Annotated in this window: 14 protein-coding genes and 1 pseudogene; 8 read left to right on the top strand and 7 right to left on the bottom strand. The window is 48.6% G+C overall.

Translation table 11 applies throughout. The features are described from left to right. Positions 1 to 635 precede the first annotated feature (635 nt). From A0G03_RS03300 to A0G03_RS03290, 3 genes and pseudogenes are all read left to right on the top strand, one after another. Positions 636 to 874 (top strand): annotated as a pseudogene (locus A0G03_RS03300) (helix-turn-helix domain-containing protein); the annotation flags it as partial. Between the two features lie 108 nt (positions 875 to 982). Further along, a complete protein-coding gene (ybiB, locus tag A0G03_RS03295) occupies positions 983 to 1,951 on the top strand; it encodes a DNA-binding protein YbiB (RefSeq protein ID WP_048260773.1) in 969 nt (322 codons plus the stop codon). Positions 1,952 to 2,037: 86 nt separating this feature from the next. Continuing rightward, entirely contained in the window at positions 2,038 to 3,903 is a 1,866-nt protein-coding gene (locus A0G03_RS03290) for a M3 family metallopeptidase (RefSeq protein WP_048260771.1), read from the top strand. A 38-nt stretch (positions 3,904 to 3,941) separates the two neighbouring features. Here A0G03_RS03290 and glnQ read toward each other — a convergent pair whose 3' ends face one another. The 4 genes from glnQ to dps all read right to left on the bottom strand — a co-directional run bounded on the left by glnQ (position 3,942) and on the right by dps (position 7,007). Then, positions 3,942 to 4,664: a glutamine ABC transporter ATP-binding protein GlnQ gene (glnQ, locus tag A0G03_RS03285; RefSeq protein WP_048260768.1), complete on the bottom strand. Its 723-nt coding sequence runs from the start codon at positions 4,662 to 4,664 to the stop codon at positions 3,942 to 3,944. After that, positions 4,661 to 5,320, bottom strand: coding sequence for a glutamine ABC transporter permease GlnP (glnP, locus tag A0G03_RS03280; RefSeq protein ID WP_005972676.1), 660 nt, complete (start codon positions 5,318 to 5,320; stop codon positions 4,661 to 4,663). The genes glnQ and glnP overlap by 4 nt, the downstream gene beginning before the upstream one ends. Before the next feature lie 26 nt (positions 5,321 to 5,346). Then, a complete protein-coding gene (gene glnH / locus A0G03_RS03275) occupies positions 5,347 to 6,093 on the bottom strand; it encodes a glutamine ABC transporter substrate-binding protein GlnH (protein ID WP_048260766.1) in 747 nt (248 codons plus the stop codon). Between the two features lie 410 nt (positions 6,094 to 6,503). Further along, a complete protein-coding gene (gene dps / locus A0G03_RS03270) occupies positions 6,504 to 7,007 on the bottom strand; it encodes a DNA starvation/stationary phase protection protein Dps (protein WP_005972672.1) in 504 nt (167 codons plus the stop codon). A 311-nt stretch (positions 7,008 to 7,318) separates the two neighbouring features. On the opposite strand from dps, the gene A0G03_RS03265 reads away from it, so the two are divergent. After that, positions 7,319 to 7,870, top strand: coding sequence for a P-loop NTPase family protein (locus A0G03_RS03265; RefSeq protein ID WP_048260765.1), 552 nt, complete (start codon positions 7,319 to 7,321; stop codon positions 7,868 to 7,870). Here the strand turns inward: A0G03_RS03265 and rhtA are convergent. Beyond that, complete coding sequence (gene rhtA, locus A0G03_RS03260; RefSeq protein ID WP_048260763.1) at positions 7,858 to 8,745, bottom strand: threonine/homoserine exporter RhtA; 888 nt, start codon at positions 8,743 to 8,745, stop codon at positions 7,858 to 7,860. The genes A0G03_RS03265 and rhtA overlap by 13 nt on opposite strands. Before the next feature lie 366 nt (positions 8,746 to 9,111). Here rhtA and ompX point away from each other — a divergent pair, with 366 nt between their 5' ends. Both ompX and A0G03_RS03250 read left to right on the top strand, forming a co-directional pair. Continuing rightward, complete coding sequence (gene ompX, locus A0G03_RS03255) at positions 9,112 to 9,627, top strand: outer membrane protein OmpX (RefSeq protein WP_048260761.1); 516 nt, start codon at positions 9,112 to 9,114, stop codon at positions 9,625 to 9,627. Between the two features lie 283 nt (positions 9,628 to 9,910). Further along, on the top strand, positions 9,911 to 11,080 hold the full coding sequence (locus tag A0G03_RS03250) for an MFS transporter (protein ID WP_048260759.1): 1,170 nt from the start codon (positions 9,911 to 9,913) through the stop codon (positions 11,078 to 11,080). A 42-nt stretch (positions 11,081 to 11,122) separates the two neighbouring features. Here the strand turns inward: A0G03_RS03250 and A0G03_RS03245 are convergent, their stop codons facing one another. Continuing rightward, the gene (locus A0G03_RS03245; protein ID WP_048260757.1) at positions 11,123 to 12,526 is read right to left on the bottom strand and encodes an EmmdR/YeeO family multidrug/toxin efflux MATE transporter; all 1,404 of its coding nucleotides are present in this window, start codon (positions 12,524 to 12,526) and stop codon (positions 11,123 to 11,125) included. A gap of 392 nt (positions 12,527 to 12,918) precedes the next feature. Between A0G03_RS03245 and A0G03_RS03240 the strand changes: the two genes are divergently transcribed. Continuing rightward, entirely contained in the window at positions 12,919 to 13,455 is a 537-nt protein-coding gene (locus A0G03_RS03240; RefSeq protein ID WP_048260755.1) for a rhodanese family protein, read from the top strand. Positions 13,456 to 13,513: 58 nt separating this feature from the next. Further along, the gene (locus A0G03_RS03235) at positions 13,514 to 13,843 is read left to right on the top strand and encodes a DHCW motif cupin fold protein (protein ID WP_048260753.1); all 330 of its coding nucleotides are present in this window, start codon (positions 13,514 to 13,516) and stop codon (positions 13,841 to 13,843) included. Positions 13,844 to 14,272: 429 nt separating this feature from the next. Here A0G03_RS03235 and A0G03_RS03225 read toward each other — a convergent pair whose 3' ends face one another. Next, positions 14,273 to 14,626 (bottom strand): hypothetical protein, encoded by a 354-nt coding sequence (locus A0G03_RS03225; RefSeq protein WP_048260750.1) that lies wholly within the window; start codon positions 14,624 to 14,626, stop codon positions 14,273 to 14,275. Between the last annotated feature and the right edge of the window lie 9 nt (positions 14,627 to 14,635).

The following is a 14,635-nucleotide window of genomic DNA, read 5'->3' as shown; positions in this document are numbered from 1 at the left end:
AACTAGAAGTGCGGCCTTTTCTGGCTGCACTTTTGATATAACCATATTGGCTATTGGCTATTGGCTATTGGCTATTGGCTATTGGCTATTGGTTTTTCAAAAAATATCTATCATTTCTTTCTCTGAGGCTGTGATTAAATCTTCAGGATGAAATTTTGGATCTCTTCCTATGTAAAAAACGTCTCATTTTCAGGGTGAGAAAGTATATCATTCGTTAATTATGAATAAATATTTAATAGCTACCATGTGGAAGCGTAAACTGGCTGTGAATTACCATAATTAAAAATATCAATTAATTTTTTGAGTTTCTATAAAACCTAGTCATCGATCGGGGTTCTGTACTGGCTCTTAGCTACAGTTGTTAGGATTACTCGTCACCACTTGGTTTCCTTTTGGCGAAAGAACTACCGTATATTTTTTTAAAATAATGAGCCCATGATGTTGTTGCTACACTGCTATCAATTGTACCAACGAAATATTTTGTTTATGAGTTAACGATAGAATAATTAAATGAGTTATTTTTAATATTAGTTTATTTAGATGTAACTCTAATTTCAGTGCTGCCTTTAAATCTCATTTGTTTTTATTTAAAGTCTGGTTATGACTACAGTAATGCTATTCTACTGGCGTTTCGTATTTGTGAGCGTGAATTGATTGTCGAACGTACGCGGGCTGGTCTTGATGCCGCTCGGTTGCAGGGGCGCATCGGTGGGCGCAAATGGCTGATGACACAGGATGTACTTTTCCGAGCCGAAGCGATGTTAGCGACAGGTGCTACCCGTCTTCAGGTGGCAAATGTCGTCGGCGTATCAGAAAAACCATCTACAAGTACTTCCCCGCGCGGAGAAATGACAGCGTTTCTGTCATCAATTAAAAGCGGCCTAATAGCAATTTCCTCTGCGCCAGAGTGACCAGAACCTCAGCAAACATGTTATTTTCATTGATAAGTTCTTTACTAGGTCGCCGAAAATGAGAGGCCAGCATGGATTACACCAAAATTATCAAAGAAGTGGGGCGCGGGAAAAATCATGCGCGCGATATCGATCAGGCAACGGCTTATCAACTGTATAGCGCGATGCTGCGCGGTGACGTGCCAGATCTGGAGCTCGGCGGGTTATTGATTGCGTTTCGCATCAAAGGCGAATCCGAGGCTGAGATGTTGGGCTTTTATCAGGCGATGGACGAGCATGTGCTGCGCCTGAATCCACCTGCAGGCTTCCCTATGCCGATCGTGGTTCCGAGCTACAACGGCGCGCGCAAGCAGGCTAACCTGACGCCACTGTTGGCACTGCTGTTGGCAAAACTGGGTTTTCCGGTAGTCGTGCATGGCGTAAGCGACGATCCGACCCGTGTTACCAGTGCTGAAATTTTGCGTAATCTCGGCGTGACGATTGCAGAGAGTGCCGAACAGGCTCAGCGCGAGATTGATAACGGCAGTCCGGTATTTATTCCCGTCTCTGTGCTGTGCCCAGTCATCGATCGTCAGCTACAGTTACGCTGGCGTATGGGGGTACGTAACAGTAGTCATACGCTGGCCAAGGTGGCGACGCCATTTGGTGAAAGCGAGGCGCTGCGCGTCGCTAGCGTGTCCCACCCTGAATACGTTTCCCGTGTGGGGACATTTTTTAATGATATCAATGGGCGCGCGCTTCTGATGCACGGCACTGAAGGGGAGGTTTATGCCAACCCGCAGCGCTGCCCGGAAATCCATTTCATTCATCAGCAACAGACTAACGTGCTGCAACTTCGTCAGGATATCAGCGTTGCACCCGATGCGCTGCCTATTGCCAAGGATGCCGCAACCACGGCGCGTTGGACGGTGCAGTGCCTGACCGGTGAAATTGCTATACCGCAGGCGATTCGTCTGCAACTGGCGTGCTGTCTGGTTGCTGCTGGTGAAGCAGCGACAATGGAACAGGCTGTCGCAACGATTAAGAAGCGCCTTGGCTGATCGGTTTGCCGGGGCGGATTCGGACGCGGATTATCGCGCCACTTCACACAGCCAGACGGCTGTCATTTGAAGAGAGAAGGAATAGCATGCAACAGGTAGCGGACTATTTTAATGCATTGAATCGTGACTATCTCGCGGTCCATCAGACGAAAGAAGAACTGTTTTGGCAACTGTACATGGGAACGGGTAACGATGAGGTGTCTGAGCGTTTCTCCGCCGCAGAGAGTGCGTATAAGCGTTTCATTTCGCAACCGCAGCGTTTGGCCGAACTGCGTGCCCACATTGCAACACTGGAGAACAGCCCGCGTGATGAGCAGCAGGCATTGTTACATGGCTTGCAGGGCTGGTACCGGTTTTTCGACTGTAACGTGATTGAAGATCCGCAGGCTCAGGCGTTGATGGACGAGATTATTGCGGCAGAAAGCGCGCTATACGCTAAGCGTAAATCTTATGAGATGACGCATCTGGATGCTAAGGGCGAACGCGTTTCTGCCTCGCTCGGAGAACTGCTGACCAATCAGGCGACCAATGATACCGAAGCCTATCGTCAGAGTTCTCAGCAGGCGCTACGTTCTCTGGAGCAGTGGTTGTTGCAGAACGGTTTTCCTGAGCTGATTTCACTGCGTAACCGCTTTGCCCGCCAGATGGGCTACCGCAACTATTTTGACTATAAGGTCAACAAGACGGAGCGGATGACGCCGGAGCAGCTTTTTGCCATCCTCGATCCCTTCGAAGAGCAGACCCGTGAAGCGACAGCTCGTAGCCTGAAAAATCTGGCGAATGAAAAGGGGGAAGATGCGCTGCAACCGTGGAATATTCGCTATTCTAGCTCGGGTGATGTGACGCGCCAGCTCGATCCTTATTTCCCATTCTCTGCGTCGCTTGAACATTGGATCAACAGCTTCAAGCGTTTGCGTATCGGGTTTAATGGCGCAGAAATGCAGCTCGATTTGCTGGTGCGCAAAGGTAAATACGAGAATGGTTTTATGCACGGTCCGGTGCCGCCGTTTGTGCAGGAAGGAAAATGGGTTCCTGCGCGGATTAACTTCACCAGTCTGGCAAAACCGGATCAAATTGGCAGCGGTGCCAGCGGTATTAATACGCTGTTCCATGAAGGTGGACACGCCGCGCACTTTGCCAATATTAAGCAGAATGCTCCCTGTTTTTCACAGGAGTTTCCGCCAACGTCGATGGCCTATGCCGAAACACAATCCATGTTCTGCGACAGTTTGTTGGGCGATGCTGATTGGCTAAAACGCTATGCAAAGAATGCGCAAGGAGAGACGATTCCTGACGAATTGATCCGCGCGGATATCAGTACTCAGCAGCCGATGCGAGCCTTCAACGATCGACACATCCTGCTGGTGCCGTATTTTGAGTGGCAGCTCTATTCGTGGGATGACGAGGCGCGTACGCCAGAAGCGATGACAAAACTGGCCCGCGACACCGAGCAGCGTATTTTGGGCACCAGCGGTAGCCCACGTCCAACGTTAGCGATTCCACATCTGCTGTCTATGGAGTCGGCGTGTTCTTATCAAGGCTATCTGCTGGCGCTGATGGCGGTGGAGCAGACGCGGAGCTACTTCCTGCAACGCGATGGCTATTTGACAGACAACCCGGCTATTGGTCCCGATCTGGCGCAGCACTATTGGTTACCGGGTAATAGCGTGAGCCATGACGATACACTGCGTAGTCTGACAGGTGAAGGATTCAATCCCGCCTATCTGGCACAGGCTTGTAACCTGACGGTGGATGAAGCCTGGAAACAGGCGGAAGGCACGATGGCACAGGCCGCTCGTCGTCCTCAGCCTGAAGCAGATTTCGATCTGTCTGCTCGTATCCAGGTCGTCGATGGTAGCCGTGTGCTGGCGGATAATGCGCAGGGTGATGAGAAAATGTGTCAGGATTTTGCCGCGTTTATTGAACGGGAATATCCGCGCTCACCGGTATAAGGCTGAAAAGAACAAGGGGGCGAAAGCCCCCTTGTTGATCAGGATACGTGTTGCAGGAATTCACGCAGGCGATCGCTGGGTGGATTTGTAGTCAGCGTTTCCGGGTCGCCATCTTCTGCGATGCGGCCTTTATCAATAAAGATCAGGCGTGAAGCCACCTTACGCGCAAAGCCTACTTCGTGGGTGACGATCACCATCGTCATGCCTTCCTCGGCCAGATCTTTCATTACGGTCAGCACTTCATGACGCAACTCTGGGTCAAGTGCAGACGTCGGCTCATCAAACAGCATCAGCTTCGGTTTGACTGCCAGCGCACGGGCGATTGCCACACGCTGCTGTTGTCCACCGGAAAGCTCGGAAGGGTAGTGATGCGCGCGTTCTGACAGACCTACTTTCGCCAACAATTCCAGCGCCAGTTTTTCAGCCTCCGCTTTACTCGCACCGCGCACTCGGATCGGGCCGAACGCGACGTTTTCCAACGCGGTAAGATGCGGGAACAGATAAAACTGCTGGAATACCATCCCTGCTTCCTGACGGATCAAACGCTCATCAACGCGAGGGTCGTTCACTTTGAGGCCGTCAACAATCAATTCACCGCTGGTAATCTCTTCCAGCTTATTGATGCAGCGCAGCAGCGTGGATTTACCCGAGCCTGAAGGCCCGATGATAACGACAACTTCACCTTGATTGATAGTGAGATCGATATCGTGTAAGACCTGTGTCTTGCCAAAGTGTTTGGATACGTTTTTAAATTCAATCATATAATCTTAAGTCTTCTTTCCAGACGACGCAGAATAAAGCTGAGAACCAGCGTGATGCACAGGTAAATAATGGCAACCGCAGTCCAGATTTCCAGCGCACGGAAGTTGCCCGCGATGATTTCCTGACCCGAACGCGTGAGTTCAGCCACGCCGATGACAATAAACAGTGAGGTATCTTTGATGCTGATAATCCACTGATTACCCAGCGGCGGCAGCATGCGACGCAGGGCGAGTGGAGCAATCACGTGACGTAACGTCGCGCTACGAGATAGTCCAAGCGCCAGACCCGCTTCACGAAAGCCGTTATGAATTGATAATACCGAACCACGGGTAATTTCCGCGATATAAGCACCAGAGTTAATCATGATGGTAACCACAGCGGCGGCAAAAGGGTCAATCCGCACGGATGTGAAAATCATCGGCAAGGCGAAGTAAATAAACATCACCTGCACAACAATGGGGGTACCGCGAATAATTTCAATAAAAACGAGCGAAATGCGGCTGGAAAACCAGCCGCCGTAGGCGCGGGCAAAACCCGCGACTACGCCAATCACCAGGCCGCCAAGCAGACCCAGAACAGAAATCAACAACGTCATTTTTGCCCCTTCCATCAGGAGGGGCAGAGAAGGCCAAATGGCACTCCAGTCAAACTGCATGGAATATCTCCAGATTAAATCGGCAATTACTTAGGTTCTACGCCAAACCACTTCTTGTAGATCTCAGCATATGTACCGTTTTCACGCAGTGTTTTTAGGGCGCCATTCACTTTTTCACGCAGCTCGTTGCTGCCTTTCGGGAACGCGATGCCGTATTGCTGGGCTTTAATGGAATCACCTACCGCCTTAAACTGGCCGTTGCCTGCGGTTTTGATGAAGTAGAGAATATTTGGTGTGTCGTGCAGCACGGCGTCAGCACGGCTGGTGCCCAGTTCCATATAGGCGTTGTCGATGTTCGGGAACTGGCGCAGATCTTTGGTTTTGATATTGGCTTTCGCGTAATCAACGGAACCCGTGCCGCTCTTCACCGCAACCACTTTACCGGCTAAATCCTGCTCGCCTTTGATATCATTGTTGTCGGCTTTAACCATCACCAGCAGGCCGCTGTCGTAATAACCGTCAGAGAAATCGATTGCTTTTTTACGCTCGTCAGTAATGGTAATGCCTGCGAGCGCCAGATCGATGTTACGTGTCTGCAGGGCCGGAATAATACCGCCGAAGTCCATTGGCTTCAGGGTGTACTTCAGATTGAGCTGTTTAGCGATAGCATCCCAGAGGTCGATGTCAAAACCGACGTACTTGTCGCCTTGCTTGAATTCAAAAGGGACGAAAGCGGTGTCTGTTGCGACAATCAATTCTTTCTCAGCGGCATAGCTGGATACGCTCATCATCAGCGTCAATGCAGCCAAAGAGGCCTTAAGTAGTGATTTCATCAAATCCTTCCTATTTAGCAGTTGTGGGAGCTTTTTGTTTTACAGGCGTTTTAAGCATAGTACGAAAGTGACACCCATTAGAACATTAGGTCAATTATCATGCGTTGTGCTTAACCTGTTGTTTTTATTTTATTACCCTGCAGGCGGTGAAATTTTCATCTCCGATTCGCCCAGGCAAGGCGCTGTTATGATTAACTGATTTATACGAGGGAAACAACCGTTGATTAGCGTTATGGCCAATTAATGGAGGCAAAAGCTAATTTTTTGAGCGTCTTAACGGATAAAATGCGTGGTTTGTGCGGATAGCACGAAAAAAGAGGGCGGCTTGAGTGTGTTTCTCGATAAATAAAAAGGCCGCCTAAGCAGCCTTAAATGCGTTCGTTGGAACTCACGCGGGAAGATAGTATCGATTATTCGATGTTGGATTCAATGAACCACAGGAACTGATCCAGATCGCGTGATGCGGCGGTCAGAATGTCCGCAGAGGCTTCATCTTCCGTTTTACCAATGGCCTTGCGTACATTGTTCGCGACAATCGCATAACGTTCTGCCAGCGCTTTCAGATGATCCTGAACGCTATGGATCGTGGTTGGGTAACTTTTCAGTGAAGTTTGTTTACCCACAATTTGCACGGTACCCAGTGCGATACCACCTATCTGCACAACGCGCTCGGCGATGGTGTCCTGATGGTCAATAATCGAGGTGCGGAAGCCATCCAGCATTTCATGAACGGCGATAAAGTTTGCACCGCGCATGTTCCAATGTGCTTGCTTGGTAATCAACGACAGGTCGATAAAATCAACAACCAGTTGGTTTAACAGCGCGATCGTCGAGGTCTTAACGCTATCGTCCAAATCATTGCGAGTGTAAAGCAGTTCGGACGGTGCTGATTTCACGAGTTTGGCGGTAGACATAATAGTTATCCTCTTTTTAATTTCATAACTTGACTGTTCAACGTGACTAATTATAGCAGTGGTAAAAATTAATATTGCAAAGAATCACCTATCAAATGGATAGCTATAGCATAACGATATTGTGGTTATTTGTGGTCAGGATTTATCCGATATCAATAATGTGAAAATGATGATGTAAGAAAATATTTTATATTGTCCAGCAACACAACCTCACATCTTGATAAACATCATTACTGCTTAGGTGAAAATAGTTATTATTCTCTAGTTTTATCTTAAAGCATATTATGTGTTATTAAAGGGCGTTATGAATAATGAAAATCAATATTATTGGTACCAGCGGAAGTGGGAAATCTACGCTCGCTCGTCGTTTGTCTGGAAAGTTGTATGCGCCCTACGTTGAAATGGATGCGTTGTTTTGGCTGAGTGGCTGGCAAGGAAGAACGGATGCCGATTTCTTTCAACGACTTGAAAGCGCATTGGAACCAGACAGTTGGGTGCTGGATGGCAACTATAATCGAACGCGCGATATTAAATGGCGCAATGTTGATGTCGTGATTTGGGTCGATTACTGCTTTACCCGTACGCTTTTTCAGGCAGTAAGACGCGCCTATCTTCGGGCATGGCGCAAAGAGGAACTCTGGAGTGGTACCGGTAATAAAGAATCTTTTCTCCGCAGTTTCTTTAGTCGAAATTCGATTATCCTCTGGACAATAAAAACGTATTCAGGAAACCGAAAACGGTATTTGGCAGATTTAGCTGACCCTCGCTATCGCCATATTCGCTTTATTACGCTGCGTTCTCCTCGGGAATGTGAAACCTTTCTGCAACACTTTCCCAAGGAAATACGTACTCATTCTGCTTGAGTTGTCGCTTTGGCCGCGCCCGCTGGTTTTATTGTCAGTGTTGCGCCTATTGACGCGATGATAATAAACATAAGCGCCATCCACTGTATAAATGCCAGATGCTCACCGAGGAAAAGGATCCCGGATAGGGCGGCAATAGCGGGCTCCATGCTCATCAGCGTGCTGAACGTTCTGGCGGGCAGACGGGTTAAGGCGACCATTTCCAGAGAGTAGGGGAGCGCGGTGGACAGGATGGCGACGGCAATGCCGAGTGGGAGTATTGAGAACGAGAACAGCGTGCTCTCCGCGTAATACGCACCGATAGGGCAGAAGATCAGCGCAGCAATACAGGACCCGACGGCGACGGTGCCTGGCCCATGGTTTGCACCTGCTTTTTGTCCAAACAGAATATAGAGCGCCCAACAAGCACCCGCACCCACGGCGCAAGCGGCACCCGTTAAATCAACGTTGCCGATATTGTGGCCCAGCGGCAATAAGAACCACAACCCGGCAACGGCCAGAAAAATCCATAGAAAATCAACAGGTCTGCGTGAGGCTAACATAGCAACGGCAAGTGGGCCGGTGAATTCCAATGCAACAGCAATGCCGAGTGGCACCGTCTGCAATGAAAGGTAGAACAGAAAGTTCATGCCACCCAGCGTAATGCCATAAACCAGCAGCGGCAGGCGGTTGCTGCTAAAGCGCATGCGCCACGGTTTGAAGATGATGCACAGAATGATCGTCCCGATTCCCAGACGCAATGCCGTGACGCCAGTGGCCCCGATGAGTGGAAACAAGCTTTTGGCCAGAGCGGCGCCGCTTTGGATAGAAAGCATCGAGATAACGATGAGCAATACAGGGACGAATGATGACGAACGGTGGGAAAATAAGGTCATTCTTTTGGCCTTAAAACAGGTATAACATTCCGTTGCTATTATATCCAATTGTAAACAATTTGTCTGATATGAATTGACCTTTATTTACGCATCATTTAACTGACGTGTTTCTGCTCAATACTATTAGCGTACAAACTGAGCGGGAAATTCAGAATTGTCTGTTTTAGCACCCTATGGTGAATTTATTTTTAATCTAACTGTCACAATAAAAAATTCAATATAATTAGAGTGATAGATTGGTTTTGACAATATTTGTTACATCTAAAGGCTGTTTGATAAATATTTATAGGGCGGCAAACTCCGAACTTCTTTGTTATATTTACTGCGTTAGTTAGTCTTTCATAAAATGAATTTGAGGCTGTAAATATGAAAAAAATCGCGTGTCTTTCCGCTCTGGCTTGTGTATTAGCCGTTGGCGCAGGTTCTGCATTTGCTGGTCAAAGTACTGTAACTGCAGGCTATGCTCAAGGTGATGCTCAGGGCGTACAAAATAAAGTTAAAGGCTTTAACCTGAAATATCGTTATGAGCAAGATAATAACCCACTGGGCGTTATTAGCTCATTCACCTACCTGGAAAAAAATGGTAGTGATGGTAGCGACTACACCAAAGGCCAATACATGGGCTTCACTGCTGGTCCTGCTTACCGTCTGAATGACTGGGCAAGCCTGTACGGTGTTATTGGTCTTAGCCACGGTAAAGTAACAAACAACGCTACCAGCGGCCAGAGCAACTCCAGCAATGACGATTATGGCTTCACCTATGGTGCTGGTGTTCAGTTCAACCCAATCCAGGATGTTGCTCTGGATGTTGGTTACGAACAAAGCCGTATCCGCAGTGTTGATGTTGGTGCTTGGGCTGTTGGCGTAGGTTACCGCTTCTAATCTAACCGTATAGGGTATTTTACCCTTGGTGTTAGCTGTGTCGAAAGAATCCGCTCTTTTTAGGGCGGATTTTTTTATGGCTGTTCATCTCAGCCAGCAACGAATTCCACCAGTAATTTATCTGGTCGCTTTCCAAGTGCTCGATATCCAGTTGCGGTTGCTGGCATAGGCAAATGCATGCTGTATCAGTCTGTCATCATATTTTATCTTGACGTTAAGATTCTTTATGTGAAGATAATGATAATTAGATAGCAGTGACTTGCTTAAGTTATTGAGGTTATACATGGTAGTGACATCAACGGCCCGCACGCGGGCTTTTCTGTTCTTCACAATTATTCTATTGGGACTGAATTTACGGCCTGTACTGGCGGGCATTGGCCCGTTGCTGAATCAGATTCAGGCTGCAACGGGTCTGGATGACAGCATGGCAGGTATGTTAACCACACTTCCTGTGTTCGCTATGGGGTGGTGTGCGCTATATGGCGGTCAGTTGCAGGCGCGCCTTGGAGAATATCGGGGAATCACGCTGGGTATCGTGGTGATTGCTTTGGCATGTAGTGCCCGCTGGTGGCTGAATAGTGGCATTGCTCTGTTAGTTAGCGCGGCGCTTGCAGGGATCGGGATTGCCTTGATTCAGGCGCTGGTGCCGTCGTTTATCAAACTCCACTTTGGTCGCCATAGCAGCCTCCTTATGGGCTTTTATACCACGGCGATTATGACTGGGGCGGCGTTTGCAGCTTCCTCGGTTTCTCCGCTGGCAAACGCATGGGGCTGGCAAAGTGCGCTGGCATGCTGGGGAATTGTGGCGTTGGTTGCGGCAGTGGCCTGGCGATGTATCCCTAAAGTGTATACGGCGAAGCAGGATGCGACGATCGTCTTAGCCACGCGTAGAAGCGGAATGGACTGGCTGCTGATGGTGTTCTTCGGCATTGGGACGGGGGCGTATACTCTGGTGCTAGCATGGCTGCCGCCGTATTACATGCAACTGGGATTAGATGCGACGCAAAGCGGCCTGATGTTGGGCGGATTAACGCTGACGGAGGTGATTTCTGGCCTGCTGGTGTCAACATTCATCAACCGTTTTCCCGATCGACGCAAACTGCTGCTTCCTATTTTGTTTGTGATGCTGGTGGGTATGATTGGGCTGATTGTGGCTCCGCTGACGTTTACGTACCCCATCATTATTATGCTGGGAATTGGGATTGGGGCGCTATTCCCACTGTCGCTAATCGTGGCATTGGATCAGGTGACTGAACCACATAAAACCGGTTCGTTAATGGGCTTTGTACAAGGTGGTGGCTACATCCTCGCCAGCCTGATGCCGTTACTCGCTGGGTTTATACGCCAGCATACGGCGGGTCTGGAGCAGGCTTGGATGATTATGACCGTTGGCGTGGTCGTGTTGATTATCATGGCGACCCGCTTTGCGCCGTTGAAGAGCCTGAGTCGCTAAGTTATATATTTTTGCTGTAAGCGAGCGGGTTTCCGCTCGCTATCATTGGTCCGTCGGTGAGCGATAACGCCATAACCAGCGCCCGCTCATTAGGCGGCGGTAATAGAAAAATCCGCGCACAATCCAGTCAAAGAACATTCCCATCCACACGCCGATCACGCCAAATCCGAGCATCACACCGAGGATGTACCCCGCGATAACGCGGCATCCCCACATACCCGCCATCGCCACCCACATGGTGTAACTGGCATCCTTCGCACCTTTTAACCCAGCGGGGAGCACCCAGGATGCCGCCCAAATTGGCATAAATAGTGCGTTGAGCCACAGAAGGTGTTTTGCTACGTCGATCACTTCCTGCTCATTGGTGTAAAACGACGCCAAGAAACTGGCGCTGGGAACCGACAGTACGGCAAGAACACACAGCCCAATATTGGACAGCCAGAAGATATGCTTCAACTGTCGAGTGGATTGCATAATCTGGCCTTTCCCCAATCGTGTGCCAACGATGATCGTGGCAGCTGCACCGAGCGAATTACCAGGAAGGTTAATCAGCGTTGAGATGGAGAAAGCAATAAAATTGCCAGCAATCACTTCGGTTCCCATGCCTGCTACAAAGCGCTGGGTGATGAGCTTACCGATGTTAAACATCACGGATTCAATGCTAGCGGGAATCCCAATACTGAGCACTTCATAGAGAATCGACACAGTAAAAGGTGCAAAGTAAGACTTAAAGGGAATACGCAACGCACCGTTAAAACCATGCATTAGCGTCAGAATCACAAGGATCGCCCCGATATAGCGTGAAATGGTAATACCAATACCCGCACCAATAAAACCGAGGCCATCCCAGGAAAATGCGCCGTAAATCAGCAGGCTGCTGATGGCAATATTAAGAATATTCATTCCAATATTGATGACCATAGGCAACTTGGTATTACCCGCACCACGGAGCGCGCCGCAGCCGACTAGCGCGATGGCGACAGCAGGATATCCCCACACTGTCCAGCGAAGAAACGTCAGAGCAAGCGCTTTAACCTGTTCATCGGCCTGTCCTGCAATCAGGTCGATAATTGCAGAACCGGCGAATTCAACCAGAGCAACTAACAGAAATGATGACAGGACGAGTAATGACATCGATTGGCGAGCGGCAGAACGTGCCTGCTTTCTATTGCGCTGTCCCAGACTGAAAGCGACGACAACGGCAGTCCCCAAGGCGACCGCAGTAAAGAAGGCGATAATCACCATATTGAAGCTGTCAGCCAGGCCAACGGCTGCCATAGCCTCTTTCCCGAGCCAACTGACCAGGAAGGTGCTGAAAACCCCCATTAGCACGACGCAGAGACCTTCAATAAAGATAGGGAAGGCTAGCGGTGAAATTTCTCTCCAGAAGAGAACGCGGTTGGAATAACGCTTTTTATACCAGTCTGTATCTTTTAATTTTTTCATGAAACGGTCTTGGATAGATCTCAAGTTTCCCAGTCGGCACGGTAAACAGAACCACAAGGTGGCTCGCAAATAGCATTATTTTTGTACGATACTTATTTATACAGTGACTTATCCATACCATTACTGATCGGTGTTGCACTATCTCGGCAGCATGGCTGTTTTTTAAAATAGCGTTCCTATTTACAGAGTATCAGCCGCCAAATTGATGTCCAGCTTGGATTGCTCTTCCCGCATGGAAAGTTGTTGCACGTGGGCATCATTTAATTTAGATTTTACTTAATTAGTTTTATCTAAATTAGTGGTGGCGCGCATACAACCTGCGATGCCACCTTCCTTACCGGCTGAAGACCATATTATGACGGGTTTCAGCGGCTCAAAAGAGGATCACGATCATGTCAACACCACTTGCCATTTCGCCCGTTCAGGCTCGAAAACTGCTAGATGAAGGCGCGATACTCATCGATATTCGCCAGCCAGAAGAGTATGCCCGCGAGCACATTGCGCAGGCGAGATTGCACCCGCTGAATTCCTCCGCTGGATATTCCCTTCCTGAAGAAGATAGGGAAGGGAAGGTTGTGATTTTTCATTGTTTGTCTGGCATGCGTTCAGAACAGAATGCTGAGATTTTGGTGCAGTCCGTGTTTCCAGCAACAGTCTTTTTACTTAATGGTGGAATGACTGCCTGGAAAAAGGCGGGTTTCCCAACAGAAATCAATAATAAACAACCAATTGAATTAATGCGGCAGGTTCAAATCGCCGCTGGTGTACTTATTCTGAGTGGTGTATTACTGGGTTACAGCGTAAACAGCACGTTCTTCTTGCTCTCTGGTTTTGTGGGGGCAGGGTTACTGTTTGCTGGAATAACAGGTTTTTGCGGCATGGCAAGGTTGTTAATGAAAATGCCGTGGAACCGTAGTGCCAAACGCTGATTTGCCGGGATAGTAAGCGGAGTGTTAGCCAACAACGTTAAAGAATAGGAGCAGTAACATGGACATGAATAACATTCCGTTTGGTACGACTGATTGGTCGCAAATAGAACCCACTGAGCATAAGGGGGAGTCGGGGATAGCGTATTGGCGGACCCAGCGCTTTGATAATATTCGGGTCCGAATTGTCGAATACACGCCCGGTTATTTAGCCGATCACTGGTGCTCAAAGGGGCATGTCCTGCTATGCCTTGAGGGAGAACTCCATACAGAATTAGACGACGGTCGTGTTTTTGTTCTCAAACCGGGAATGAGCTATCAAGTTGCGGATAACGCTGAAGCCCATCGCTCCTACACCGAAACGGGCGCTAAACTATTTGTTGTCGATTGATGTCATTCTTAAGCGTCTGAACTGGGTCTATGCGTATTGCTGGCGTGTCAGTTCCGCTGACGACCCAGCAACATAAAACCCGCTATCTTCAATAATTGCGTATAAGCCTAGTGTTAATCAGTCAGTATGCCGTTGTCGTCTAAAACACCGATAGTCGTTCCGTGATAATCGATTTCTCTCATTCTTTCGGTTCCTTCCGTCAGTGGTTTTACCATCGGCAAATTGAAAGCGAAAAAAACCAACCGTAAGAGGTTGGTTTTTCTGGGAAATTTGGTGGCACGAGAGAAGTTGAATTTTTTATTCAATATTATGATTTTTAGATAATTTGTGTTTCTGATTTTCACATCATAGTCCCAATCGTAGTCCCATAGAGAAAAGTCAGTTTAAAAATGGCTATATCTCGCCCGTTATATACGCTGGTTTTTAGCGCTATCTGTGCTGTAAATTTAATTTTGCTTTACGACGCTCCAACACCATCATTTTTCGGGTGTGTTGCCATAAAATCCCATCGAGCAACATAAACTCACGCCACTCGGCTGTGCCCACAGAAAGAGATCTGTGCATCAACTCGCCGACACGTTCGGCAAGGAGTAGGTTTCTTACTCGTAGCAATTGCAACGGTGTGAATCGCCCATTATCACCCGCCAAAGTAAAGAATGCCTGGCGGCTGCGTTCCCCATGTTTCACCGCATTAGTGTTACCAACGGGAGCGCCTGCACCGGTACGTTTCCCACCCCAGCCGGGCGATCTTGATTGTTGGGTGTGTTTTTTGTCGTTTTTCATGGTTGCATG

This window comes from Pectobacterium peruviense, from assembly GCF_002847345.1.
In the GTDB taxonomy this organism is placed as follows: domain Bacteria; phylum Pseudomonadota; class Gammaproteobacteria; order Enterobacterales; family Enterobacteriaceae; genus Pectobacterium; species Pectobacterium peruviense.
This window is presented reverse-complemented; position numbering and strand designations above follow the sequence as displayed.

What these genes read in the sequence shown, in the direction of transcription:
- ybiB (WP_048260773.1), top strand. Translation starts at nt 983, where the DNA reads ATGGATTACACCAAAATTATCAAAGAAGTGGGGCGCGGGAAAAATCAT.
- A0G03_RS03290 (WP_048260771.1), top strand. Translation starts at nt 2,038, where the DNA reads ATGCAACAGGTAGCGGACTATTTTAATGCATTGAATCGTGACTATCTC.
- glnQ (WP_048260768.1), bottom strand. Translation starts at nt 4,664, where the DNA reads ATGATTGAATTTAAAAACGTATCCAAACACTTTGGCAAGACACAGGTC.
- glnP (WP_005972676.1), bottom strand. Translation starts at nt 5,320, where the DNA reads ATGCAGTTTGACTGGAGTGCCATTTGGCCTTCTCTGCCCCTCCTGATG.
- glnH (WP_048260766.1), bottom strand. Translation starts at nt 6,093, where the DNA reads ATGAAATCACTACTTAAGGCCTCTTTGGCTGCATTGACGCTGATGATG.
- dps (WP_005972672.1), bottom strand. Translation starts at nt 7,007, where the DNA reads ATGTCTACCGCCAAACTCGTGAAATCAGCACCGTCCGAACTGCTTTAC.
- A0G03_RS03265 (WP_048260765.1), top strand. Translation starts at nt 7,319, where the DNA reads ATGAAAATCAATATTATTGGTACCAGCGGAAGTGGGAAATCTACGCTC.
- rhtA (WP_048260763.1), bottom strand. Translation starts at nt 8,745, where the DNA reads ATGACCTTATTTTCCCACCGTTCGTCATCATTCGTCCCTGTATTGCTC.
- ompX (WP_048260761.1), top strand. Translation starts at nt 9,112, where the DNA reads ATGAAAAAAATCGCGTGTCTTTCCGCTCTGGCTTGTGTATTAGCCGTT.
- A0G03_RS03250 (WP_048260759.1), top strand. Translation starts at nt 9,911, where the DNA reads ATGGTAGTGACATCAACGGCCCGCACGCGGGCTTTTCTGTTCTTCACA.
- A0G03_RS03245 (WP_048260757.1), bottom strand. Translation starts at nt 12,526, where the DNA reads ATGAAAAAATTAAAAGATACAGACTGGTATAAAAAGCGTTATTCCAAC.
- A0G03_RS03240 (WP_048260755.1), top strand. Translation starts at nt 12,919, where the DNA reads ATGTCAACACCACTTGCCATTTCGCCCGTTCAGGCTCGAAAACTGCTA.
- A0G03_RS03235 (WP_048260753.1), top strand. Translation starts at nt 13,514, where the DNA reads ATGGACATGAATAACATTCCGTTTGGTACGACTGATTGGTCGCAAATA.
- A0G03_RS03225 (WP_048260750.1), bottom strand. Translation starts at nt 14,626, where the DNA reads ATGAAAAACGACAAAAAACACACCCAACAATCAAGATCGCCCGGCTGG.